This window comes from Massilia sp. (assembly GCF_046293535.1).
In the GTDB taxonomy this organism is placed as follows: Bacteria; Pseudomonadota; Gammaproteobacteria; order Burkholderiales; family Burkholderiaceae_D; genus Telluria.
This window is the reverse complement of the sequence record NZ_JBKBOV010000004.1, coordinates 72,097-94,811: the sequence shown is the minus strand read 5'-3', so window position 1 is coordinate 94,811 and position 22,715 is coordinate 72,097. Positions and strand designations below refer to the sequence as shown.

The window sequence follows — 22,715 nt, the reverse complement described above, 5'->3', positions numbered from 1 at the left end:
GCTTGACTACTTCTTCAGCGCGGCCAGCGCCGCTTCCAGCACGGTGTCGCGGCCGCGGCGCAGGTCGGCCACGGCCGGCGCCGCCTTGATGGTCGGCTGGATGCCGTGCCCGACCCAGGCGCGCCCGTCCGGATAGGTGTCGGCCTTGGTGCAGATGCGCGCCATGCCGCCGCCCGGGAGGGAAATCATCAGCGGCTGGCCGGTGCTGCCGCCGGTGGCCTCGCCCACGATAGTGCCGCGCCCCATGCTTTCATAGGCCACCATGAAGTCTTCCGCCGCCGAGTAGGTGCCGCTTGATGTCAGCACCGCGACCGGGCCGGTGAAGTGGCGCTTGCCGTCCGGCTGCCAGGAGCCGGCCTTTCCTTCGAAGTCGGGCATCGGACGCTTCCAGGCGCGGTAGCTCGGCAGGTACTGGCGCGTGGCCCATTTGCCGGTCGCGAAGGGCTTGTCGGTCAGGGTGGCCAGCACGCGGTAGCCCTCGCTCGAATTGCCGCCGCCGTTGTTGCGCAGGTCGATGACCAGGGCCGCGCTGGACGCGATCTGCCCGAACGCCGCCAGGAAGGCGTCGGCCGCCCGGCTGTCGCCGAAGCCGTTCAGGGCCACATAGGCCACGTTCCCCGGCAGCTTGCGCAGCTCGAACGGCGGCCTGCCGGGGGCTGCCTTGCCGAAACTGGCCGAGTCGACGCGCCTGGTTTCCAGCACGAAGGTCTTGCCGTCGGCGTTGCGATAGCCCACGCGCGGCGCATGGTCCACCGGCCCCATCAGGAACTGGTAGCCGTACACGCGGCGCGCCAGGTCCTGCGGCGTGGATGCGCTCACGTAGGGCGCGATCTCGCGCTGGGCGTAACGCAGCACCGGCTCGCCGTCGACCTCGACGATCTCGGTATTCGGGGCCACGCCAGCGGCCACCAGGGCCGGGTCGAACACCTCGCGTACCAGCACCCTGCCCTCGACCAGCTCGGTCTTCATGAGGGGCCGCGCCATCGCGGTGTCGATCAGCTCGCGGCCCGGATAGACGTTGGTATGCCCGTCCTGCAGCTTGGCGCACAGCTCCATCAGCACGCGGTAGTACTCGGCGGTGGAGGTGGTGGCGCGCACCTTCGGCAGGTACTCCAGATAAAGCCGGTCCCAGTCGAGCTCCTTGAGCTTGTCGACGTACACGAAGTTGTACTTCACCTCGGACCAGAACTTCGACAGGCCCGCGATCTTCTCGTCCTCGTTGATGTCCTCGCGATAGGCCGAGCTGAGTGCGGGCGAGTCGAACAGCAGCGCTTCGCGCGCTTCGCTTCCCTTCGCGCCTTGCGCGATCGCTGCCCCGGACAAGGCCGCGCAGACTGCGGCCGCGATGATGCGACGTACCATGGACTCTCCTCTTGTGTTCGATAGCGCGATTCTACGAAGGGAGGAGTCTGTCGCAGGAGGAGGATGCGACAGGCTGCAGGATTCGCGGAGCGGAATGCATGACAGCAACTGTCTATCCCTCAACTGTTACAGGGTCAGTTCGAACACACCGCTACAGTTGGGTGTAGAGGTGCCGGACAAGCCCGGCCGCTTCACCACTGCCGACATGAGTACCAGAATGGGAAATTCCGGCGCCGCCGCGCTCTTGCAGCTGGCGGCGACGCAGAACGGCAGCACTGGGATGAAGACGGCACAGTGCGAAGGCGCGGTATGGACCGCGCGCGCCGTGCGAACGGTTACCCATTCCAACAACCTGACGCTGTTTGCCTGCCTCTACAAGTACAAGCAGGGCTACCAACTCGACACCTACACGGTGTTCCAGAAAACCGAGGGTGGCCTGATCCAGCTATCGGGCGATATCGCCAACCGGCTGGTGGGCACACCCGGAGAGTGGCTGAACAAGACGATCTGGGATATGGTGCGCAGCGTCGAAACGGCTGCCCAGGCGAAGGCCGTCTATGTGGAAGGCCAGCCGGAACTCGGTCCCGAGCCGGCGATCGGCCGAGTAGCGGCAAACTCTCCTTGAGCGCCGCCCGGGGCCATGAGGTCCCTACTTCTTGTACTCGTAATACTTGCGCGCATCGCCGCGCACCTGCTCGGCCGGGTATTTTTCCCGGTTGAGCACCATCTTCTCCTGCACCGCCGCGAACAGGTCGACGTCGAGCTTGTCGGCCAGGCGCACCAGGTAGACCAGCACGTCGGCCATCTCGTGGCGCACCTCCATCTGTTTGGCGGGGCCGAGCTCGTCGGGCCGGCCATGCTGCAGCCACTGGAAGTGCTCCAGCAGCTCGGCCGCCTCGACGCTCAGGGCCGAGGCCAGGTTCTTGGGCGTGTGGAACTGGTCCCAGTCGCGCTCGTCCACGAAGGCGCGGACGAGGTCGCGCAAGCGGGTCAGATCACTGTCCACGGCGTTCTTCACGCACCTGGTCTCCATCGAGGTAGCCGGTGAGGACGCGCTGCAGCTTGGGCGCGATCTCATCAAAGCTGCTGACCGTGATGCCGAGGTCGCGCAGCAGGCCGTCGTGCACGCCGTAGACCCAGCTGTGGATGGTCAGCGGCTGGCCGCGTTCCCAGGCGTCGCGCACGATGGTGGTCTGGGCCACGTTGATCACCTGCTCGGCCACGTTCAGTTCGACCAGGCGGTTGACGGCGGCGCGGCCGACCACATTGCCGAGGTACTTGCCGTGCTTCTCGCGCACGTCGCGCACGTGGCCGAGCCAGTTGTCGGCCATGCCCACGCGGGTGCCGGTGAGCGCAGCGGCGACGCCCGAGCAGCCGTAGTGGCCGCACAGGATGATGTGCTTGACCTTCAGCACATCGATCGCGAACTGCAGCACGCTCAGGGCGTTCAGGTCCGAATGCGCGACCACGTTGGCGATGTTCCGGTGCACGAACAGCTCGCCCGGCAGCATGCCCAGCAGCTCGTTGGCCGGCACGCGGCTGTCCGAGCAGCCGATCCACAGGTATTCCGGCGCCTGCTGTTCCGACAGCGCCTTGAAGAAATTCGGGTCTTCGGCCACCATCGAGGCGGCCCATTTGCGGTTGCGCGCGAAGAGCTCTTCGGCGCTCACGCCCGTCGTATTGTTATCCATTATTTTCCCTGGTTGATGCGTGCTGAATGGACGAAAGTATACCAGTAGGGTGGTCGGCATAGCCGACCACCCTACAAACCCGGTAACGCGAGCGGCAGAGGCCCAAAAAAACCGCTGGGGCTCGCGCCGTCAGCGGTTTTTTTCGTTCGCGGCTTCTTACTCGAAGAAGTCCTTGACCTTGTCCATCCAGCCCTTGCTTTGCGGGCTGTGCTTGGCCCCGCCCTCGGTGGTCGAGCGCTCGAACTCGCGCAGCAGGTCCTTCTGCTTGTCGGTCAGCTTGACCGGGGTCTCGACGACCACGTGGCAGAACAGGTCGCCGGTGTAGCCCGAGCGCACGCCCTTGACGCCCTTGCCCTTGAGGCGGAAGGTCTTGCCGGTCTGGGTGCCTTCGGGCACCGTGAACGACACCTTGCCGGTCAGAGTCGGCACCTCGATCTCGCCGCCCAGCGCCGCCTTGGCGAAGGAGATCGGCATCTCGCAGTGCAGGTCGTCGCCTTCGCGCTGGAACACCGGGTGCGGCTTGATGTGGATCTCGACGTACAGGTCGCCCGCCGGCCCCCCGTTCGTCCCCGGCTCGCCGTTGCCGGTCGAGCGGATGCGCATCCCGTTGTCGATGCCGGCCGGGATCTTCACTTCCAGCGTCTTGTTGCGCTTGATGCGTCCGGCGCCGCCGCAGGCCGCGCACGGTTCCGGAATGATCTTGCCGCTGCCGTGGCACTTCGGGCAGGTCTGCTGGATGCTGAAGAAGCCCTGCTGCATGCGCACCTGGCCGTGGCCCGAGCAGGTGGTGCAGGTCACCGGCGAGGTGCCCGGCTTGGCGCCGCTGCCGTGGCAGGTGTCGCACTTGTCCCAGCTCGGCACGCGGATGGTGGTCTCGTAGCCGTGGGCCGCCTGCTCCAGGGTGATCTCGAGGTTGTAGCGCAGGTCGGCGCCGCGGTACACCTGCGGACCCGAGCTGCGGCCGCGCCCGCCGCCGAAGATGTCGCCGAAGATGTCGCCGAAGGCATCGCCGAAGCCGCCCGCGCCGAAACCGCCGCCGCCGCCCATGTTCGGGTCCACGCCGGCATGGCCGTAACGGTCATAGGCCTCGCGCTTTTCCGGATTGGTCAGCATCTCGTAGGCTTCCTTGACCTCCTTGAACTTCTCTTCCGCTTCCTTGTTGTCGGGGTTGCGGTCAGGATGGTATTTCATCGCAAGCTTGCGATAGGCCTTCTTGATGTCGTCTTCCGACGCGTTCTTGGCGACCCCGAGGATCTCGTAAAAATCACGCTTTGCCATTGGCGGCACCTTGCTTGTTGATCTGGTAAAACGGTGTGAGCAAAAAAACCGAGCCGGGGAACCAAACGGTCGCAGCGGCTCGGCGGGTCCCGTGACAGGGAGCGGACGAGTGTAACCCAGCTCGTCCGTCCCCGCAGGGAATTACTTCGCGTCTTTCACTTCCTTGAAGTCCGCGTCCACGACGTCGTCCTGCTGCGGCTGCTGTTCGCCGCCGCTGGCCTGGGCACCGCCCGCGCCTGCCGCGCCAGCCTGCTGCGCCTGCATGTCGGCGTACATCTTCTCGCCCAGCTTCTGGGCCGCGGTCGACAGGGCCGAGGTCTTGGCGTCGATGTCCGACTTGTCGCCGCTCTTGAGCGCGCCTTCCAGGTCGTTGATCGCCGCTTCGATCTTCTCTTTCTCGCCGGCTTCCAGCTTGTCGCCGTATTCGGTCAGGGACTTGCGGGTCGAGTGCACCAGCGCGTCGCCCTGGTTGCGGGCTTCGGCCAGTTCCTTGACCTTCTTGTCCTCTTCCGCGTTCAGCTCGGCATCCTTCACCATCTTCTGGATTTCTTCTTCCGACAGGCCCGAGTTGGCCTTGATGGTGATCTTGTTTTCCTTGCCGGTGGCCTTGTCCTTGGCGCCCACGTGCAGGATGCCGTTGGCGTCGATGTCGAAGGTCACTTCGATCTGCGGGGTGCCGCGCGGCGCCGGCGGGATGCCTTCGAGGTTGAACTCGCCCAGGCTCTTGTTGCCCGCGGCGATCTCACGCTCGCCCTGGTAGACCTTGATGGTCACGGCCGGCTGGTTGTCGTCGGCGGTCGAGAACACCTGCGAGAACTTGGTCGGGATCGTGGTGTTCTTGTGGATCATCTTGGTCATCACGCCGCCCAGGGTTTCGATGCCCAGCGACAGCGGGGTCACGTCCAGCAGCAGCAGGTCCTTGCGGTCGCCCGACAGGACCGAGCCCTGGATGGCGGCGCCGACGGCGACGGCCTCGTCCGGGTTGACGTCCTTGCGCGGATCCTTGCCGAAGAACTCCTTGACCTTTTCCTGCACCTTCGGCATGCGGGTCATGCCGCCGACCAGGATGATGTCGTCGATGTCCGAGACCTTGATGCCGGCATCCTTGATCGCGGTGCGGCATGGCTCGATGGTGCGGGCGACCAGTTCCTCGACCAGGGCTTCCAGCTTGGCGCGGGTGATCTTCAGGTTCAGGTGGACCGGCGCGCCGTTCGCCATGGCGATGTACGGCTCGTTGATCTCGGTCTGCTGTGCCGACGACAGTTCGATCTTGGCGCGCTCGGCCGAGGCCTTGATGCGCTGCAGGGCGATCGGGTCCTTCGACAGGTCGAGGCCGTTGATCTTCTTGAACTCGTCGATGATGTAGTCGATCACGCGCTGGTCGAAGTCTTCGCCACCCAGGAAGGTGTCGCCGTTGGTCGACAGCACTTCGAACTGCTTCTCGCCGTCGACGTCGGCGATCTCGATGATCGAGACGTCGAAGGTGCCGCCGCCGAGGTCGTACACGGCGATCTTGCGGTCGCCCTTGTCGGTCTTGTCCAGGCCGAATGCCAGCGCGGCCGCGGTCGGCTCGTTGATGATGCGCTTGACGTCCAGGCCCGCGATGCGGCCGGCGTCCTTGGTCGCCTGGCGCTGCGAGTCGTTGAAGTAGGCCGGCACGGTGATGACGGCTTCGGTCACTTCTTCGCCGAGGTAGTCTTCGGCGGTCTTCTTCATCTTGCGCAGGACTTCAGCCGAGATCTGCGGCGGCGCCAGCTTCTTGTCGCGCACGCCGACCCAGGCGTCGCCGTTGTCGGCGGCCAGGATCTGGTAAGGCATCAGCGAGATGTCTTTCTGGACTTCCTTTTCCTGGAACTTGCGGCCGATCAGGCGCTTGACCGCGAACAGGGTGTTCTTCGGGTTGGTCACAGCCTGGCGCTTGGCCGGCGCGCCGACCAGGATCTCGCCGTCTTCCTGGTAAGCGATGATCGACGGCGTGGTGCGCGCACCTTCCGCGTTTTCGATGACCTTCGGCTGGCCGTTTTCCATGATCGCGACGCAGGAGTTGGTGGTTCCCAGGTCGATACCGATGATCTTGCCCATGTTGTTTTCCTTTTGAATGCTGTAGTTTCGGATAGAGTCAATATTGGGAAAAACTACGCCCTTTCAAGGGCGCAGTATCCAGCTCCTGCTTTACTTCGGCGCTGCCGCGGTCACGATGGCCGGACGCAGCAGGCGGTCGGCGATCATGTAGCCCTTTTGCAGCACGGCGACCACGGTATTGGCTTCCTGCTCGGACGGCACCACGGCCACGGCCTGGTGCTTGTTCGGATCGAGCTTCTCGCCCGCCTGCGGCATCACTTCGACCAGGCGGTTCTTCTCGAACGCGGCGGTCAGCTGCTTGAGCGTCATTTCGACGCCTTCGCGGATCGCTTCGACCGTCTGCGACTCGACTTTCAGTGCCATTTCCAGGCTGTCGCGCACCGGCACCATGGCCTCGGCGAAGCTTTCGATGGCGAATTTATGGGCCTTGCTGACGTCTTCCTGGGCGCGGCGGCGGATGTTTTCCGCGTCGGCCTTGGCACGCATGAAGGCATCGTGCATCTCGGCCAGCTTGGCTTCGGTGGCGCTGAGCTGGGCTTCCAGCTCGGCCTGCACCGAGGCCTCGGCCGTCGGAGGCACGCCGGCCTGGCCGGCGCTGGCCTGGGCAGCCTCGTTCGCGGCGGCGGCAGTTGCCGGATCGGCGCTGTTGACACCCGTCTGTGCGGCGCCGTTGCCCTGCTGGGACAGCTCTTGGTTTTCTTGGTCTTGCATCGAAAAAACTCCTAGAATCAAGGACTTGCCTGAGTTGGTAACGTGTCCTGCCTGACACACAGGGCCCTACATGGGGCGATGTCCTACATTTTCAAGGGGCATTTCCGGTACACCTTATGAAAAAGTAGAAATCATTTGTTACAAGATTTACGCTTTCCCTGAATCATTTCTCAATGAAAAGTCTTACGCTTCCTGACAAGCTTGCAGTAAACATCGCAAGGATCCGGGAGCAGACATCATGAGACTTCAACTGATCAGTGGCGCCGTCGTGCTGTACACCCTCGCGGTGCTGGCATGGCTGTGCTATGCCGGCATCAGTGCGGCGCCGTGGCACGCATAAGCTGAACCGTTTATTTTAACAGGTCGACAAGAAGCAGCTTTACGCGCCCAGTTGAGCCGCGTGCTGGGCGCCGACCTGGGCGTCGCGGCGCCGGGCGGCGCGCTGGGCCGGGGTCAGGATGGTCGGCCAGCCGATCAGGTGCTGCTCGGCGATCTCGGCCAGGCCGGTGATCCAGGCCGGCGATTCGTTCAGGCAGGGAATATAGTGGTATTCCTTGCCGCCCGCGGCTTCGAAGTCGTGCCTGACTTCCATATTGATCTCTTCCAGGGTTTCCAGGCAGTCGCTGGTGAAGCCGGGACAGATCACGTCGATCCGCTCGATGCCGGAGCGCGCCAGTTCCTGCACCGTGGGGGCCGTGTAGGGCTGCAGCCACTCGGCCTTGCCGAAGCGCGACTGGAAGGTGACGACATACTCGTCGGCGCCCATGCCCAGGCTGGCCGCCAGCAGGCGCGCGGTCTTCTGGCATTCGCAGAAATACGGATCGCCCAGCATCAGGGTGCGCTTGGGCGTGCCGTGGAAGCTCATCACCAGCTTCTGGCCGCGGCCGTGGGTTTCCCAATACGATTCGACCTGCTCGCGCAGCGCCTCGATGTAGCCTTCGTGGTCGTGGTAGTGACGCACCAGGCGCAGCTCGGGGATGTTGCGCACCTGCGCGTAGTGGGCATGGACGGCATCCCAGACCGAGGCGGTGGTGGTGCCGGAATACTGGGGATAGGCCGGCAGGACCACGATGCGCTGGCAGTGCTCGGCCTGCAAGCCGTCCAGCACCTCGGGCAGCGAAGGCGAGCCGTAGCGCATCGCCATCACCACCCGCACGCCTTCATGGCCGCGCTCGACGAGGGTCTTTTCCAGCAGCGCCGCCTGCTTCTGGGTGTGCACCTTGAGCGGCGAACCTTCCTTGGTCCAGATGGTGCGGTACTTGGCGGCCGACTGGCCGGAACGGAATGGCAGGATGAACAGGTTCAGGATGAACCACCAGATCCTGGCCGGGATCTCGACCACGCGCGGGTCGGAAAGGAACTGCTTCAGGTAGCGGCGGACGGCCTTGCGGCTGGGTTCGTCCGGCGTACCCAGGTTGACCAGCACGATGGCGCTGGAGGGCACGGTACCGTGGGGGAAAGGCGGTTCTTTTCGGAAGGGCATGAGCGGCGATGGTGACAGGGACGCCACTATTATAAGTTGGCGCCCCAAACCTGGCGTGTTTACAGGGAGCGACAGCGGGTCATCAGGTGCTGGTGTGCAGGCGTACGTCGATGTTGTTGCGGGTGGCGTTCGAGTACGGGCAGACCACATGGGCCTTGTCGACCAGGTCTTTCAGCTGCGCTGCGTCCATGCCGGGCGCCTTGATGCTGAGGTCGACCTCGATGCCGAAGCCGGTCGGGATCGGGCCGATGCCGACCTCGCCGGTGACGCTCAGGTCCGGCGGCAGCGTCACCTTCTCCTTGCCGGCCACGAATTTCAGCGCGCCCAGGAAGCAGGCCGAATAGCCGGCCGCGAACAGTTGTTCGGGATTGGTGCCGGAGCCGCCGCCGCCGCCGAGTTCTTTCGGGGTGCTCAGCTTCAGGTCAAGTACGTTGTCGGAACTTTTCGAGGTGCCTTCACGGCCGCCTTGCGAAGTGGCCTGGGCGCGGTACAGCACGTTTTCGATGCTCATGCGAAATTCCTCCTGTGTGATTGTGGACAGGTCCGCCGACGCGGAACGTTTATCACTTTGCCACAGAATGTTGAAATCGGCAGGATGGTCTATCGGCGCTGCTGCCAGCGCGCGTACAAGTCCGGTTCGCCTTCGAGGCGCACGGGCAGGTGCCGGATCCTCATGGACTGTTCTTCGAACGGCTTGGCGAGATCGGCGTACGCCTCGGCCGTGGACAGGCCGAAGGGATCGGCGTCCTCGTTGGAATAGGCATAGGTGACCGCCTCGATTCCGGCCATGCGCATCGCCCCCATGCACATCGGACATGGATGTCCGCTGGCAAAGACGGAACAGCCTTCCAGGCTGGCCGAATCCAGGTAGCGGCTGGCCGCCCGGATGGCCAGCAGTTCGGCATGCGCGGTGGGATCCTTGGTGCCGACGATCTCGTTGACCGCCTGGGCGATGAGCTTGCCGTCCTTGACGATGACGGCGCCGAAGGGGCGCCCGCCCCGTTCGGCATTGGCGTAGGCCAGCGCGATGGCCTGCCGGAGAAAGTCCGTATCCTGGTTCATGCGCTTCTCCTTTCCTGAAGTTCAACGCCCGCCGGCCGCCCGTAACGCGTTTTCAATCTCGCGATAGCCGCGCGCACGCGCGTGCCGCAGGGGCGTCACGCCCTCGCGATCGGCAAGATTCGGATCGGCGCCCGCTGCGAGCAGGATGTTCACGATCTTCTGGTGGCGCTCGCCACCGTCGCCCAGGATGACCGCTTCCAGCAAGGCGGTCCAGCCGAGGCGGTTGACGTGGTCCACCGCCACGCCGGCCTCGACCAGCGTCCTGACGGTATCGACGTGACCGCGCTCGGCCGCCGGAATCAGGGCCGTCCCGCCGTAGCGGTTGGTGCTGCGCAGATCGGCGCCGTGCGCCAGCGTCATCCTGAGAATCTCCAGGTGTCCCCGGGCGCCGGCGTACAGGTAGGGACTGTCGCTGATCCGGTCCTTGGCATTGACGTCGGCGCCGGCCTCGATGAGCGCGCGGGCCGCGCCGATCCGGTTCGCTTTCGTCGCGACCAGCAGGGCGGTGGCGCCCGATGCGTCACGCGCCTCCAGGTCGGCGCCCTGGGACAGCAGGCGCTTCAGCGCTGCGACATCGTCGCGGGCGGCGGCCGCATGCAGCAGTAAGGATTGCACGGGTTCCGCCGCGCAGGCCTGCGTGCCCGCGAGAATCATTACCACGGCAATTGCAGCTGATGATGTGTTCATGGCGGCCTCCCGACCCGATTGCCGGCGTCTCAGGAAGCCAGCAGCTCCCTGGCATGCTTGCGCGTGGTCTCGGTGATCTCGATCCCGCCCAGCATGCGCGCCACCTCTTCCACCCGCGCCCGGGTGTCGAGCACGTCGATGCGCGAGACCGTGCGGCCCTCGCTCGTTGCGCCCTTGGCCACCTGGAAGTGCTGGTTGGCCTGGCTCGCCACCTGCGGCAGGTGGGTCACGCACAGCACCTGGCGCTGCTGGCCCAGGCGCTTGAGCAGGCGCCCCACCACCTCGGCCACGCCGCCGCCGATGCCGGTATCGACCTCGTCGAAGATCAGGGTCGGCGTGGTGGTCGCGTGCGCGGTGATCACGGCGATCGCCAGCGAGATGCGCGCCAGTTCGCCGCCCGAGGCCACCTTGGCCAGCGGCCGCGCCGCCACGCCCGTGTGGCCGGCCACCAGGAACTCGACCTGCTCGAGGCCATGCGCGCCCGGTTCGCCGGGATTGAGCGCCACCTCGAAGCGCCCGCCGCCCATGCTCAGCTCCTGCATCGCGGCCGTGACGCCCTTGCCCAGCTCCACCGCCGCCTGCTGGCGCCGTTTCGACAGGCGCTCGGCCACCTTCATGTAGGCCGCCATGGCCTTCTCTTCCTGCTTGCGCAAGCCTTCCAGGTCGCTGGCGTCGGCCAGCTGGCGCAGCCTGGCGGCCAGCGCGGCATGTTCCTCGTGCAGTTCTTCTGGCGTCACGTGGTACTTGCGCGCGGCGCTGTGCAAGGCTTCCATGCGCGCATCGACTTCGCGCAGGCGCGCCGGGTCGAGTTCGACCTTGTCGATGTAGTTGTTCAGGGCGTACACCGCTTCCTGCAGCTGGATGCGGGCCGGCTCCATGCAGTCGAGCACTTCCTGCAGTTGCGCGTCGACGTCCACCAGCTTGCCCAGCTTGGCATTGAGCGAGGACAGCTGCGACAGGATCGGATGGTCGGCCTCGGAAATGGCCTGCAGCGCTTCCTGCGCGCCTTCGAGCAGGCTGGCCGCGTGCGACAGGCGGCTGTGTTCGTTGCTGATCTCGGCCCATTCGCCGGCCTTCGGCGCCAGCTTGTCGAGCTCGCTCACCTGCCACTCCAGGCGTTCGCGCTCGAGCAGTACGTTGCGCGCGTCGTTCTCGAATTCCTCGCGCTGGCGCACCAACGCGCGCCAGGCCTTGTAGGCGGTGGCGGTGGCCAGCACCTCTTCGTTGGCGGCCGGATCGCGCACGGCGATCTGGTTGTCGAGCAGGTCGCGCTGCGCATCGCTCTTGAGCAGCGACTGGTGGGCATGCTGGCCGTGGATGTCGACCAGCATGTCGCCCAGCTCGCGCAGCTGCGCGGCGGTGGCGCTGATGCCGTTGATCCAGGCCTTGGAGCGCCCGGCATTGTCGATCACGCGGCGCATCAGGGCCACGCCTTCGTCGATCGGGAACTCGTTGGACAGCAGCCAGGAGCCGGCCGTCGTGGTCAGGGTGAATTCGGCGGTGATGTCGGCCTTGGCCGCGCCTTCGCGCACCATGCTTGCGTCGCCGCGCCCGCCCAGCGCCAGTTGCAGCGCGTCGATCAGGATCGACTTGCCGGCGCCGGTCTCGCCGGTGAACACCGTGAAGCCATGCGCGAACTCGAGTTCGATGGCGTCGACAATGACGAAATCACGGATGGTAAGTGTGCGCAGCATGAAAAATCGGGTCTCCTGTTTTTGCTCTGCTCTTGACGGGATTACGTCAATTTGCCTTCATTGGTCGGGTATTCGTTCCAGTGCAGCTTTTCGCGCAGCGTATGGTAATAGCTCCAGTCGCGCGGATGCAGGAAGGTGATCGTGTGCGGCGAGCGCGAGATGACGATGCGGTCGCCCAGCTGCAGGCTGGTGAAGGTCTGCATGTCGAAGTTGACGCTGATGTCGCGCCCGGCCACCAGTTCCACCACGATCTCGCTGGACTCGGGCACGACGATCGGCCGGTTCGACAGCGCGTGCGGCGCGATCGGCACCAGCACGATGCCCTGCACGCGCGGATGCAGCAGCGGGCCGCCGGCCGACAGCGCATACGCGGTCGAGCCCGTGGGCGTGGAGACGATCAAGCCGTCGGCGCGCTGGTTGTACATGAATTCGCCATCGACGGTGAGCTTGAGCTCGACCATGCCGGCGCCGGTGCCGCGCGCCACGACCACGTCGTTGAAGGCGACGCTGCAGAAGATCTCGCTGCCGTCGCGCACCACGCGCGCTTCGAGCAGGCTGCGCTCCTCGGCCTCGGCCTGGCCCTGCAGGATCTCGTGCAGCGCAGGCACCATGCGGTCGAGCGGGATGTCGGTGATGAAGCCGAGCCGGCCTGAGTTGATGCCGATCAGCGGGATGTCGTATTTGGCGAGCTGGCGCGCGATGCCGAGCATGGTGCCGTCGCCGCCCATGACCACCGCGTAGCTGCCCTGCGCGCCGATCTCGGCCACCGTCATGGCCTCGATGCCCTCGATACCGAGGTAGGCCGCGGTATCGGTCTCGAACACCACGCGGTAGCCCTCCCCGCTCAGGAAATCGGTGAGCTGCCGGGCCGGCTCCTCGATGCCGGGCGTGTTTTGCCGCACCACGAGCGCGATGATTTGTTGCTTTTCAGGCGACACTGACATGGGTCCTGGACGGTTGGGATGGGACTTTGGAGATTAACCGATTATCCCCGCGTCTGCCATATGAGCCCCTGTGGGCGCTCGCAGATGACTGTACAAATAAACAGTATAACGGGCGCCCAAGGCATCCGGCAAGATCAGAGCAGCAGCCCGAGCGCCACCGCCAGCGACACCACCGTCACCAGGGTGAACAGGTGCAGCACCATCAGGACCATCCAGCGCAGCGCCGTCGTGATCCGGCCGCCCCCGTAGACGCGCCGCATCGCCGTCGGCAGGTAGAACACCAGCCAGGTCAGCAGCACCAGGCGCACGAAGCCCCAGCCGTCCGCCGCCATGAACAGGCTCAGCATGAGAAAGGCGAAGGCATTGCTGTGCAGGGCGAACAGGAAGTGCTCGCCATAGCGCCGCCCCGATCCAAGATAGAGCAGCTTCAGGTAGAGCGCGAACACCGGCATCATCAGGAAGATCGCATACGGGGTATAGCTGAAGAATACGCGCTTGGCCGTCTCGTTGCGTTCCTTGGGCGACAGGGCGAAGAAGCGCTCCGCTCCCTGCTCCAGCCTTGGGCTGGCGCGGCCGAGCAGGCGCTTGGTCTTGTCCTGGAATTCCTGGAAGCTCTCGGTATCCCCGGCGCGCCGCGGCTGCTGGGCGGCGACCGGCGCGCTCACGGCCGGCGGCGTGTCGCTGCCGCTGCCGATATTGACGATCTGCACCCCGCTCATCTTGAACAGGGCGAAGAAGATGATGCTGAACGTCAGGTACAGGCGCAGCGGCTCGACGTAGCGCACGCGCCGGCCTTCGATGTATTCGCGGCTCAGGAAACCCGGCTTGAACAGCAGCAGCTTGAGCGAGCGCCACAGCTTGCCCTCGAGCGCCACGTAATGGGCGATGAATTCGTGCAGGAATTCGCGTGCGCTCGGCACGTGCAGGTGGGTCGCCTGCCCGCATTGATGGCAGTAGTTGCCGGAAATGGCGGCGTCGCAGTTCTTGCAAAAGCCGGCGTGCTGGTGGGTGTCGAAGGCGTGGGCAGTCAAGATCGGGGCATGCAATATTGTCCAGATTGCCATATTAAGGTTTTTGTTGCAAAAAAGCATCTCCAATTGTCGGCGCCTTGTCGCCGCTTCGGCGTCAATTGCGCGACTGCTTCGGCAAGCGGCGGCTAGGATTGGGTTAACTGGAATACAAGGAGGCCAATATGGTGACTGAAACCAAAGACCGCTTCGTCAACACGAAAGCACCGATCGAGAACGATGGCGTCAAGCGCCAGCCGCACGAGCGCGACGAAAGCCCGGACGGGCAGGACCAGGAACCGCGCGGCGTCATGGAACAGGCCGCCTCGGACATGGCGCAGGGCCTGGTGAACACCGACATGTACGGCACCAATCCCGACGGCCTGGAAAACGCCGTCGACCCGGCCCCGGGCGCCACCGGCCAGGCCAAGCCGCAGCCGCACAACAACGAGTCGATGCGCCGGCACGACACCACCAACGACACATCCGACAAGAACAACCTGTAAGGAGGACGCATGACCATCAAACGCAACGGCAGCGCCGTCTGGAGCGGCGGCCTGAAGGACGGCAAGGGTGCGATCTCGACCGCGAGCGGCGTGCTCAAGGACACCCAGTACGGCTTCAACACCCGCTTCGAGGACGGCCCGGGCACCAACCCGGAAGAACTGATCGGCGCGGCCCACGCGGGCTGCTTCACGATGGCGCTGTCGGGCCAGCTCGGCCAGGCCGGCCTGACGGCCCAGGAACTGCGCACCACCGCCACCGTCTCGATGGAAAAGGTCGAAGGCGGCTTCTCGATCACCGCCGTGCACCTCGACCTGGTGGCGAAGATCCCGGGCGCCAGCCAGGAAGCCTTCGACAAGGCGGCCAACACGGCCAAGGAAAACTGCCCGGTGTCGAAGCTGCTTAACGCGAACATCACGATGACCTCGCGTCTCGAGAACTAAGACGGTTGTTGTAGGTGGGCGGCTCCACCTGAAGACAGGAGCCGCCCGCTCCTTCCGCGCCGCCCACGCGTTCAAGCAGTACACGAACGGCTGCTGCGCATCCGGACGCGCCCTGCAAGATCAGCGCCCAGCGCATAAAATGAGCGCTTTCCGAATCACCAGAAAGACACCCCCATGCGCATCCTCCACACCATGCTTCGCGTCGGCGACCTGCAGCGTTCCATCGACTTCTACACCAAGGTGCTCGGCATGCAGCTGCTGCGCACCAGCGACAATCCCGAGTACAAGTACAAGCTCGCCTTCCTCGGCTACGGCAGCAACCCGGACCACGCCGAACTCGAGCTGACCTACAACTACGGCGTCGACAGCTACGACATGGGCACCGCCTACGGCCACATCGCCATCTCGGCCGAGGACATCTACGCCACCTGCGACGGGGTGCGCGCGGCGGGCGGCAACATCACGCGCGAGCCGGGCCCGGTCAAGGGCGGCACCACCGTGATCGCCTTCATCACCGACCCGGACGGCTACAAGGTCGAGCTCATCGAGCGCAAGGACCACGAAGCGGGCGGCGGCCTGAGCAGCTAAACCTCCCCCAGCAAGCTCTGCCGGGCAGATCGATCGGTTCGCCGCCTTGCACGGCTTCCCGATCCTGACGATTGCGGAGATGATCGAATCGCGTCAGCGCCAATCATTGCAGGGTGGTCGGCTCTGCCGACCGCGCGTTCCAATCACGTTTGAGTAGACGCAGCGCGGCTATTCTTCCGCTGGTCGAACGCGCGGACGGCGAAGCGTGATCTGGTCCACTGGACCAGATCACGCCTACGGCAAACCGCTCCGCTTTACGCCAGCGGATCGATCGCGAAGGCCGGCATGCGCGCGTTGTTCTTCGCGCACTCCAGGAACTTGTCCGCGGTGGCCAGGGCCTCGTTGATGGTCACGTCCATGTCGAGGTAGCGGTAGGTGCCCAGGCGCCCCACGAAGGTCACGTTCGGCTCCTCGCGCGCCACGTTCACGTAGCGTTCCAGCTGCTGCTTGTCGCGCGCCTGGCGGATCGGGTAGTAGGGGATGTCCTTCTCTTCGCACTGGCGGCTGTATTCCTTGTACATCAGGGTCTTCTCGTGCTTTTCCCACGGCGAGAAGTGCTTGTGCTCGGTGATGCGGGTGTAGGGCTGGCTGTCGTCGCAATAGTTGATGACGGCATTGCCCTGGTAGTCGCCGGTGTCGCGGAACACCTCGAAGTCCAGCGTGCGGTACGGCAGGCGGCCTTCGGAATGCTTGAACCAGGCGTCGATCGGGCCGCTGTAGAACACGTGCGCGTAGTCGCCCTTGTTGGCCGGGTCGAACTTGGTGTTCAGGTGCAGGGTGATGCCCGGCACGTCCATGATCTTCTCGACCAATGCGGTGTAGCCGTCTTCCGGCATGCCCTGGTACTTGTGCGCGAAGTAGTTGTCGTCGTAATTGAAGCGCACCGGCAGGCGCTTGAGAATGCTGGCCGGCAGCTCGGTCGGCTGCATGCCCCACTGCTTGACGGTATAGGTCTTGAAGAAGGCTTCGTACAGCTCGCGGCCGACGAAGCGCAGGGCCTGGTCTTCGAAGGTCACCGGGTTCTCGATCGACTTGTCGCCGAGCGAAGCCAGGAATTCCTGGGCCTCGGCCGGGCGGAAGGTCTTGCCGAAGAACTGGTTGATGGTGAGCAGGTTGATCGGCAGCGTGTAAACGGCGCCGTTGGTGATGGCCTTCACGCGGTTCACGTAAGGCATGAAGCGGCTGTAGCGGTTGACGAATTCCCAGACGCGCTCGATATCGGTGTGGAAGATGTGCGGCCCGTAGACGTGCACCATGACGCCGGTTTCGGCGTCACGCTCCGAATGGCAGTTGCCCGCGATATGGGGGCGCGACTCGAAGATCTCGACTTTGTACCCAGCTTGTGCCAGCTGGTTGGCAATGACGGCCCCGGAAAAACCGGCGCCGACAATCGCAATGTTCTTTTGCATGTTGTTTTTCCTTAGGGGATAGAATTTCTGACTCGGCACCAGAAGAAGGCGAGCTCTGCTGAACCCGAGCTGGTGGGGAGTACTTACCGTTGTCAGTTTATCAGTTTTGCAAAAAAACCCGCGGTAGCATTACTTGTCGTGCGTCAATCATTATGATTTAAAATCAATGGATTAGCGCGACCATCAAAGCAAAAAGTCCGGACCACCAGGTCCGGGCTTTTTTCACATTCGTCGGCAGGACCGGCCTGCGCGGCGATTACTTCTCGAGCAGGTTATTCACCGCCGCCAGGTCCGATTCGCGCAGCGAGCCCGAGGCCGCCTTCAGGCGCAGGCCGTTCAGGATGGTGTTATAACGCGCCTGCGACAGGTCGGTGCGGGTCTGGTACAGCTGGCGCTGCGCGTTCAGCACGTCGATGTTGATGCGCACGCCCACCTGGTAGCCCAGCTTGTTCGATTCCAGCGCCGACTGGCTCGACACTTCCGCCGCTTCCAGCGCCTTGACCTGGGCCATGCCGCTGTTCACGCCGAAGTAGGCCTGGCGCGCCTGCAGGGCGGCCTGGCGGCGCGTCGCTTCCAGGTCGTTGCGCGCCTTGTCTTCCAGCGCGATGGTTTCGCGCACGCGGCTGGTGACGCCGAAGCCGTTGAAGATCGGCACCGTGAACTGCACGCCGATACCATTGTTGGTATTGGTGCCGGAAGCACCCATGGTGCCGCCGTGGACCTTGGTACGCTGGTTGCTGGCCACCAGGTCCAGGGTCGGATAGTGGCCGGCGCGGGTCTTCGAGATTTCGCGCTTGGCCAGTTCCACCTGCAGCTGCGACACGGTCACGCCGTAGTTCTGGCTTTCGGCCGAGGACACCCAGGGGTCTGGGTTCGCCGGCGACGGCGCCGTCAGGGTGATGCCGCTCTTGAGCGGCGCCAGGTTGGTCGGGGCCGTGCCGATGATGGCCTGCAGCGCATTGCGTTTGTTGTCGAGGTCGTTCACCGCCGCGAATTCCTGGGCGATCACCAGGTCATATGCCGCCTGCGCTTCGTGGGTGTCGGTGATGGTCTGGGTGCCGACTTCGAAGTTGCGCTTGGCCGATGCCAGCTGCTCGGTCACCGCGGTCTTCTGGGCGCGGGTCGATTCCAGCTTGTCCTGGGCCGCCAGCACGTCGAAATAGGCTTGCGCCACGCGGGTGATCAGGTCTTGCTGGGCCTGCGCGAACTGGGCTTCGGAGATGGCCTGCTGCAGCTTGCTCTGCTGGTAGGTTTCCCAGCGGTCCCAGCGGAACAGCGGCTGCGTCAGCAGCAGCGTGTACTGGCTGGTGCGCAGGTTCGAGCCGTCTCCCGCCACGATGGTTTCCCGGCCGGTCAGCGGATCGGTGAACCGTGCGCCTTCGTTGAACGGCGACGCTTCGCGGTCGTTCTTGATGCTGCTGCCGGTGATGCCCACGGTCGGGAGAAGTCCTGCGCGCCCCTGCGGAATCCGCTCCCGCCCGGCAGCCGCCGACGCACGCGCGCTTGCATAGGCCGCATCGTTGGCGAGTGCCTGCTGGTACACCTGGAGCAGGTCCGCCGCGCTGGCGTTCAGCGAAAAGACGGCGCCGGCAACCAGCACGGCAAGAAAGGATTTGCGCAGGGGTTTCTGCATTACGTTCTCCACTGGAGTCATCAAAAGTTAAGGACAGGTAGTACTTCGCAGGTCAGTACTTCGGCATCGAAGGGTCGACCTGTACGGCCCAGGCGTGTATTCCGCCCGTCAAGTTCGTTACGTTGTCAAATCCGTTCCGTTCGAGGAAGCTTGCCACCTGCATGCTGCGTGCTCCATGGTGGCAGATGCATACGATCTCCCGGTCGTCCGGCAGTTCGCCGGCACGGATCGGCACCAGGTGCATCGGGATCTGGGTCGAGCCTGCGATGTGGCAGGTCTCGAATTCCCAGTTCTCGCGCACGTCCAGCAGGAGCGGCTGCTCGGCTGCCCCTGCTTCCACCTGGGCAAGCCGGGCCGCCAGCTCCGGTGCGGTCATGTGCTGCATCGCGGCCTCAGAACTCGAAGCGCGACGGCGCAGGCGCGCCGGTGAGCGGCTTGACGATGGTCTCGAACAGCTTGACCGTGTCGTAGCCGCTTTCCGACGTGCGGGTAATGATCTTGAAGCTCATCGCCGGGGCCTCGCCCACGATCGCGCCGATGCGGCCGCCCACCTTCACCTGCTCCAGCAGTGCTTGCGGCAGCAGCGGCAGGCCGCCCGACACCAGGATCACGTCGTAGGGCGCGCCCTTGGCCCAGCCGCCCGCGCCATTGCCTTCCTCGACGGTCACGTTGGTGACGCCGGCGCGGGCCAGGTTTTCCTGCGCCAGCTTCACGGCTTCCGGCTGGATCTCGACGGTGGTCACGTGGCGCGCCTTGTGCGCCAGCAGTGCCGCCATGTAGCCCGAACCGGTGCCGATCTCGAGGACGTTCTCGTGCTTCTTGACCGCCAGTTCCTGCATGATGCGCGCTTCGACCTTCGGGTTGAACATCGCTTCACCGCCCGGCAGCGGGATCTCGACGTCCGCGAAGGCCAGGTTCTGGTAGGCGGCCGGCACGAACTGTTCGCGCTTGACGACGTGCAGCAGGTCCAGCACGTCCTGGTCGAGCACGTTCCACGGGCGGATCTGCTGTTCGATCATGTTGAAGCGGGCTTGTTCGATATTCATCTCAATTCTCGATGGAAAAATAAATAATCCGATATTTTATCGTTGAACGGCCACAGGACGCACATCTTAGCGATGGGCTGCCCGGACCGGGGGAAATTGCGACAGTCTGCAGTTTAGAGGGGTTGAACGCCGAAAAAACGGTGCAATGACGCAAACGGCGGCCTGGGAGCGCCTGACAAGGACCAGGGCGAGACGATGCACGCAGTAGTGGGCTTTGTCAGGCGTTCTCTCGGGGGAGCAGGCCGTTCAGGATGAGGTCGAGCAGGTTCTCGAGATAGGCTTCGGGCTGCAGCGCGCCGTTCTCGCCGGGAGCCACGGCCGAGTGCCGCCAAACGTTGAGCATCATCATGGGCGCGATCAGCACCTGGGTCATCTGCGGGATGTCGACCTTGCGGAAGTCGCCCCGGCTGACGCCGCGTTCGACGATGCTCGAAATCATCTGGACCGTGCGGCGCATGACTTCGTCCCGGTAGAAGGCGGCCAGGTCGGGGAAGTTGCCCGCTTCGGCAAGCATCAGCTTGCCCAGTCCCGAGGCCTTGCTCTCGCCGATCTGGCGCGACCAGTTCATGACCACGCTGCGCAGCAGGTCGGCACTGTGGCCATCGAACTCGGCAACCGACGTTTCAGCCTTGCCCAGGAAAGGCAGGATGCTCTCGCGCACCACGGCCTTGAACAGTTCTTCCTTGTTCGTATAGTAGAGATAGAGCGTGCCCTTGGAGACACCGGCGCAGCGCGCCACGTCTTCCAGACGGGTGGCGGCGAATCCGCGCTCGACGAACAGGTCGATTGCGGCAGCAAGAAGCTCCTGCGGACGGGCCTCTTTCCGGCGTTCCCACCGCGGCTTGCTGTCGATTGGACATTCCATGTTTCTGCCTAGAAACCAAATGAACAACCATAGAATATAGACGCGGCTTGTCAGGCAGTCAAGCAATCCTTGCCAAAACTGTCAATATAAACAGGTATTTACGTGATGTCGCACGTTCATGAAGGTCCGTAAATGCGCCCGTTTGCCCGGGATGCATACAAGGCCCCATCCGGGTTGCGCGGCGGAGCATCCTGCTGCTGGCGCGACACCTGGAACACCGACAGGCGGTCCGTCAGTCCGGGCGCGATCTTCTCCATCAGCACGTCGAGTTCGGCCATCAGGCCCACCCGCACCGTGCGCATCGGCACCACGGCCGCATGCAGGATGGCGGCCGCCACCTCGTGCGGGTCGACCTGGGGCGACGGCAGCTTCGGCTCGCAGTCCATGTAGTTGCGCGCATGCTGGGGCAGCGGCGTGTCGACGGCGGTCGGCTCGATCAGGGTGATCGATACCGGCGCTCCATCCATGTGCTCGACCTCGATGCGCAGCGCATCGGTGAAGCCTTTCACCGCGTGCTTGCTGGCCGAATACATGCCCTGCATCGGGATCGCCACCTCGGAGGCCTCGCTGCCGAGGTTGATCAGGGCGCCGCCCTGGCGCGCCAGGTGCGGCAGCGCCACCAGCGAGCCGTGCACCATGCCCCAGAAATTGATGTCGAACAGGCGCCGGCTGTCTTCCTCGGAGACCTGGTCGAGCCGGCCGTAGATGGTGCCGCCGGCATTGTTGATCCAGGTATCGATGCGGCCATAGCGCTCGATCGCGACCTGCGCGATACGCTCGACCTGGGCGCGCTCGGCGACGTCGGCCACCACCGCCACCGCCTCGAAGCCGTTCTCGACCAGGCCCTGCACCACCGCCTCGAGCACGTCGGCCCCGCGCGCGGCCAGCACCAGCTTCGCGCCCTGCTTGCCGGCTTCCTGCGCGGTGGCCAGGCCAATGCCGCTCGATGCGCCGGTGATCACCACGACCTGGCGGTTCAGGGGTTTGAGGGGACTGGACATGGGGCCTCCTGCTTGTGCTGTGCGATGACAACAACGTAGCAGGAAAACGGCGGGCGCCGCGCCCGCCATGGGCGCCGCGGCGGTATACTCCTGCCCTTTCTTTCGTCCTTCCTTCCCATGCAGTGTAGAAGCAACTGCGGCGCCTGCTGCACCGCGCCCTCGATCACCAGCCCGATCCCCGGCATGCCCCATGGCAAGCCGGCCGGCGTGCGCTGCGTGCAGTTGGGCGAGGACAATCGCTGCCTGATCTTCGGCCGGCCCGAGCGCCCGGCTTTCTGCGGCGGGTTGCAGCCTTCAAGGGAAATGTGCGGGGACAGTCGCGAGCAGGCGATGCGCTGGCTGGATGAACTGGAGCGTGCCACGGCGCCGTAGCCGCCCCCTACTTTTTTCCTTTGGGATCGTCGTCGGGCATGACCAGCCCGATCCGTTTTTTCTTCTTCTTGATGACGGTGGCGTGCTCGACCGCCGGCTTGGTGGCAGGCGGCGGTGCGACGGGCAGGGGAAAGCCGAGGAAGGCCATTACGAAGAAGATCGGCAGCAAAACATAGAACAGCGGCCGTCTCCAGTTCAGTTTCTGTTTTAGCATGTCCGGCACATGCTGCCAAGCTTACAGAAAGCAAGACCCGCCCCTTACCCACGCGGGGTAATCTGCTGCAAGGCCGATGCCTGCGCCGCGGCCCCTTACACGGCGTCGTACCTGCTGCGCGCCTGCTGCACGCGTTGGAACAGCCCGCCCAGCGTCATCCCTTCGTGCCAGATCTCGTCCAGCCTCAGGCCATAGCGCTCGCGCAGCGCCTTGGCCAGCGTCTCGAATTCCTGCGCGTCCGGCAGCCAGCGCGTCGGGTTCACCGCGCGGTAGATGCCGAGCACTTCGTCGTCGGGACGGAAGTGCAGCCGCTCGCTTTCCCGGAAGGAAAAGGAGGACACGAAAACGGACAGGAAATCGCGGATGTCCTTCCGCGACGCGGTAGGAAAGCTGCTGCGCCAAGCCCGGCCCTGGCAGGGCCGGTAACGCAAGGAGTTGGGCATTTGCCAACCGTGAAATGCTGCCCAGGCGAGCGCAGCAAGGATCAGGACAACAAAAATGCTCATGCGGTTGAGTCAGGAATACTCATGCGGTCCAGTGTAGCACGCGTTCGAGCTGCTGGCGCACGAGATAATTTTGCGGGCATGCCGATGAGCTGACCCGGCGGCAACCCGGGCGCGGTACAATCTTGCACCGGAC

Annotated in this window: 26 protein-coding genes; 5 read left to right on the top strand and 21 right to left on the bottom strand. The window is 64.5% G+C overall.

Going from position 1 to position 22,715, the window contains the following annotated elements; translation table 11 throughout:
- Positions 1-6 precede the first annotated feature (6 nt).
- A complete protein-coding gene (locus ACK4S9_RS03820; RefSeq protein WP_409721664.1) occupies positions 7-1,362 on the bottom strand; it encodes a S41 family peptidase in 1,356 nt (451 codons plus the stop codon).
- 94 nt (positions 1,363-1,456) lie between these two features.
- Here ACK4S9_RS03820 and ACK4S9_RS03815 point away from each other — a divergent pair, with 94 nt between their 5' ends.
- Positions 1,457-1,987, top strand: a complete 531-nt coding sequence (locus ACK4S9_RS03815; protein ID WP_409721661.1) for a hypothetical protein — start codon at positions 1,457-1,459, stop codon at positions 1,985-1,987.
- Positions 1,988-2,011: 24 nt separating this feature from the next.
- Here ACK4S9_RS03815 and ACK4S9_RS03810 read toward each other — a convergent pair whose 3' ends face one another.
- The 12 genes from ACK4S9_RS03810 to ACK4S9_RS03755 all read right to left on the bottom strand — a co-directional run bounded on the left by ACK4S9_RS03810 (position 2,012) and on the right by ACK4S9_RS03755 (position 14,025).
- Positions 2,012-2,395, bottom strand: a complete 384-nt coding sequence (locus ACK4S9_RS03810) for a nucleotide pyrophosphohydrolase (protein ID WP_409721658.1) — start codon at positions 2,393-2,395, stop codon at positions 2,012-2,014.
- Complete coding sequence (gene can, locus ACK4S9_RS03805) at positions 2,358-3,053, bottom strand: carbonate dehydratase (RefSeq protein WP_409721656.1); 696 nt, start codon at positions 3,051-3,053, stop codon at positions 2,358-2,360. The genes ACK4S9_RS03810 and can overlap by 38 nt, the downstream gene beginning before the upstream one ends.
- A 156-nt stretch (positions 3,054-3,209) precedes the next feature.
- The gene (gene dnaJ / locus ACK4S9_RS03800; RefSeq protein ID WP_409721653.1) at positions 3,210-4,331 is read right to left on the bottom strand and encodes a molecular chaperone DnaJ; all 1,122 of its coding nucleotides are present in this window, start codon (positions 4,329-4,331) and stop codon (positions 3,210-3,212) included.
- A gap of 141 nt (positions 4,332-4,472) precedes the next feature.
- Positions 4,473-6,413 (bottom strand): molecular chaperone DnaK, encoded by a 1,941-nt coding sequence (gene dnaK, locus ACK4S9_RS03795; protein ID WP_409721650.1) that lies wholly within the window; start codon positions 6,411-6,413, stop codon positions 4,473-4,475.
- Between the two features lie 90 nt (positions 6,414-6,503).
- The gene (gene grpE, locus ACK4S9_RS03790; protein ID WP_409721647.1) at positions 6,504-7,124 is read right to left on the bottom strand and encodes a nucleotide exchange factor GrpE; all 621 of its coding nucleotides are present in this window, start codon (positions 7,122-7,124) and stop codon (positions 6,504-6,506) included.
- A 379-nt stretch (positions 7,125-7,503) separates the two neighbouring features.
- The gene (hemH, locus tag ACK4S9_RS03785; protein WP_409721644.1) at positions 7,504-8,607 is read right to left on the bottom strand and encodes a ferrochelatase; all 1,104 of its coding nucleotides are present in this window, start codon (positions 8,605-8,607) and stop codon (positions 7,504-7,506) included.
- Positions 8,608-8,689: 82 nt separating this feature from the next.
- Complete coding sequence (locus ACK4S9_RS03780) at positions 8,690-9,118, bottom strand: organic hydroperoxide resistance protein (RefSeq protein WP_409721641.1); 429 nt, start codon at positions 9,116-9,118, stop codon at positions 8,690-8,692.
- 89 nt (positions 9,119-9,207) lie between these two features.
- Entirely contained in the window at positions 9,208-9,669 is a 462-nt protein-coding gene (locus ACK4S9_RS03775; protein WP_409721638.1) for a nucleoside deaminase, read from the bottom strand.
- A gap of 21 nt (positions 9,670-9,690) precedes the next feature.
- The gene (locus ACK4S9_RS03770) at positions 9,691-10,323 is read right to left on the bottom strand and encodes an ankyrin repeat domain-containing protein (RefSeq protein WP_409721880.1); all 633 of its coding nucleotides are present in this window, start codon (positions 10,321-10,323) and stop codon (positions 9,691-9,693) included.
- A gap of 62 nt (positions 10,324-10,385) precedes the next feature.
- Positions 10,386-12,050, bottom strand: coding sequence for a DNA repair protein RecN (gene recN / locus ACK4S9_RS03765; RefSeq protein WP_409721635.1), 1,665 nt, complete (start codon positions 12,048-12,050; stop codon positions 10,386-10,388).
- 41 nt (positions 12,051-12,091) lie between these two features.
- Entirely contained in the window at positions 12,092-12,994 is a 903-nt protein-coding gene (locus tag ACK4S9_RS03760; protein ID WP_409721632.1) for an NAD kinase, read from the bottom strand.
- A gap of 134 nt (positions 12,995-13,128) precedes the next feature.
- A complete protein-coding gene (locus ACK4S9_RS03755) occupies positions 13,129-14,025 on the bottom strand; it encodes a DUF3667 domain-containing protein (protein WP_409721630.1) in 897 nt (298 codons plus the stop codon).
- 161 nt (positions 14,026-14,186) lie between these two features.
- Between ACK4S9_RS03755 and ACK4S9_RS03750 the strand changes: the two genes are divergently transcribed.
- From ACK4S9_RS03750 to gloA, 3 genes are all read left to right on the top strand, one after another.
- A complete protein-coding gene (locus ACK4S9_RS03750) occupies positions 14,187-14,507 on the top strand; it encodes a hypothetical protein (protein ID WP_409721627.1) in 321 nt (106 codons plus the stop codon).
- 9 nt (positions 14,508-14,516) lie between these two features.
- Positions 14,517-14,948: an OsmC family protein gene (locus ACK4S9_RS03745; RefSeq protein WP_409721624.1), complete on the top strand. Its 432-nt coding sequence runs from the start codon at positions 14,517-14,519 to the stop codon at positions 14,946-14,948.
- Between the two features lie 174 nt (positions 14,949-15,122).
- A complete protein-coding gene (gene gloA / locus ACK4S9_RS03740) occupies positions 15,123-15,536 on the top strand; it encodes a lactoylglutathione lyase (protein ID WP_409721622.1) in 414 nt (137 codons plus the stop codon).
- A 254-nt stretch (positions 15,537-15,790) separates the two neighbouring features.
- Here gloA and glf read toward each other — a convergent pair whose 3' ends face one another.
- The 6 genes from glf to ACK4S9_RS03710 form a co-directional block, all read right to left on the bottom strand.
- Positions 15,791-16,984 carry a UDP-galactopyranose mutase gene (gene glf / locus ACK4S9_RS03735; RefSeq protein WP_409721620.1) on the bottom strand — a complete coding sequence of 398 codons (1,194 nt, stop codon included), beginning with the start codon at positions 16,982-16,984 and terminating at the stop codon, positions 15,791-15,793.
- A gap of 217 nt (positions 16,985-17,201) precedes the next feature.
- Positions 17,202-18,578, bottom strand: a complete 1,377-nt coding sequence (locus ACK4S9_RS03730) for a TolC family outer membrane protein (RefSeq protein ID WP_409721617.1) — start codon at positions 18,576-18,578, stop codon at positions 17,202-17,204.
- 52 nt (positions 18,579-18,630) lie between these two features.
- Complete coding sequence (locus ACK4S9_RS03725) at positions 18,631-18,963, bottom strand: rhodanese-like domain-containing protein (RefSeq protein WP_409721614.1); 333 nt, start codon at positions 18,961-18,963, stop codon at positions 18,631-18,633.
- Between the two features lie 7 nt (positions 18,964-18,970).
- Positions 18,971-19,624: a protein-L-isoaspartate O-methyltransferase family protein gene (locus tag ACK4S9_RS03720; RefSeq protein WP_409721611.1), complete on the bottom strand. Its 654-nt coding sequence runs from the start codon at positions 19,622-19,624 to the stop codon at positions 18,971-18,973.
- A gap of 217 nt (positions 19,625-19,841) precedes the next feature.
- Complete coding sequence (locus ACK4S9_RS03715) at positions 19,842-20,489, bottom strand: TetR/AcrR family transcriptional regulator (RefSeq protein ID WP_409721608.1); 648 nt, start codon at positions 20,487-20,489, stop codon at positions 19,842-19,844.
- A 116-nt stretch (positions 20,490-20,605) separates the two neighbouring features.
- Entirely contained in the window at positions 20,606-21,490 is an 885-nt protein-coding gene (locus tag ACK4S9_RS03710; protein WP_409721605.1) for an SDR family oxidoreductase, read from the bottom strand.
- A 117-nt stretch (positions 21,491-21,607) separates the two neighbouring features.
- Here ACK4S9_RS03710 and ACK4S9_RS03705 point away from each other — a divergent pair, with 117 nt between their 5' ends.
- Positions 21,608-21,862 carry a YkgJ family cysteine cluster protein gene (locus ACK4S9_RS03705; RefSeq protein WP_409721602.1) on the top strand — a complete coding sequence of 85 codons (255 nt, stop codon included), beginning with the start codon at positions 21,608-21,610 and terminating at the stop codon, positions 21,860-21,862.
- A gap of 7 nt (positions 21,863-21,869) precedes the next feature.
- Here ACK4S9_RS03705 and ACK4S9_RS03700 read toward each other — a convergent pair whose 3' ends face one another.
- Positions 21,870-22,076, bottom strand: coding sequence for a hypothetical protein (locus tag ACK4S9_RS03700; protein ID WP_409721599.1), 207 nt, complete (start codon positions 22,074-22,076; stop codon positions 21,870-21,872).
- A 95-nt stretch (positions 22,077-22,171) separates the two neighbouring features.
- Complete coding sequence (locus ACK4S9_RS03695; protein ID WP_409721597.1) at positions 22,172-22,582, bottom strand: hypothetical protein; 411 nt, start codon at positions 22,580-22,582, stop codon at positions 22,172-22,174.
- Between the last annotated feature and the right edge of the window lie 133 nt (positions 22,583-22,715).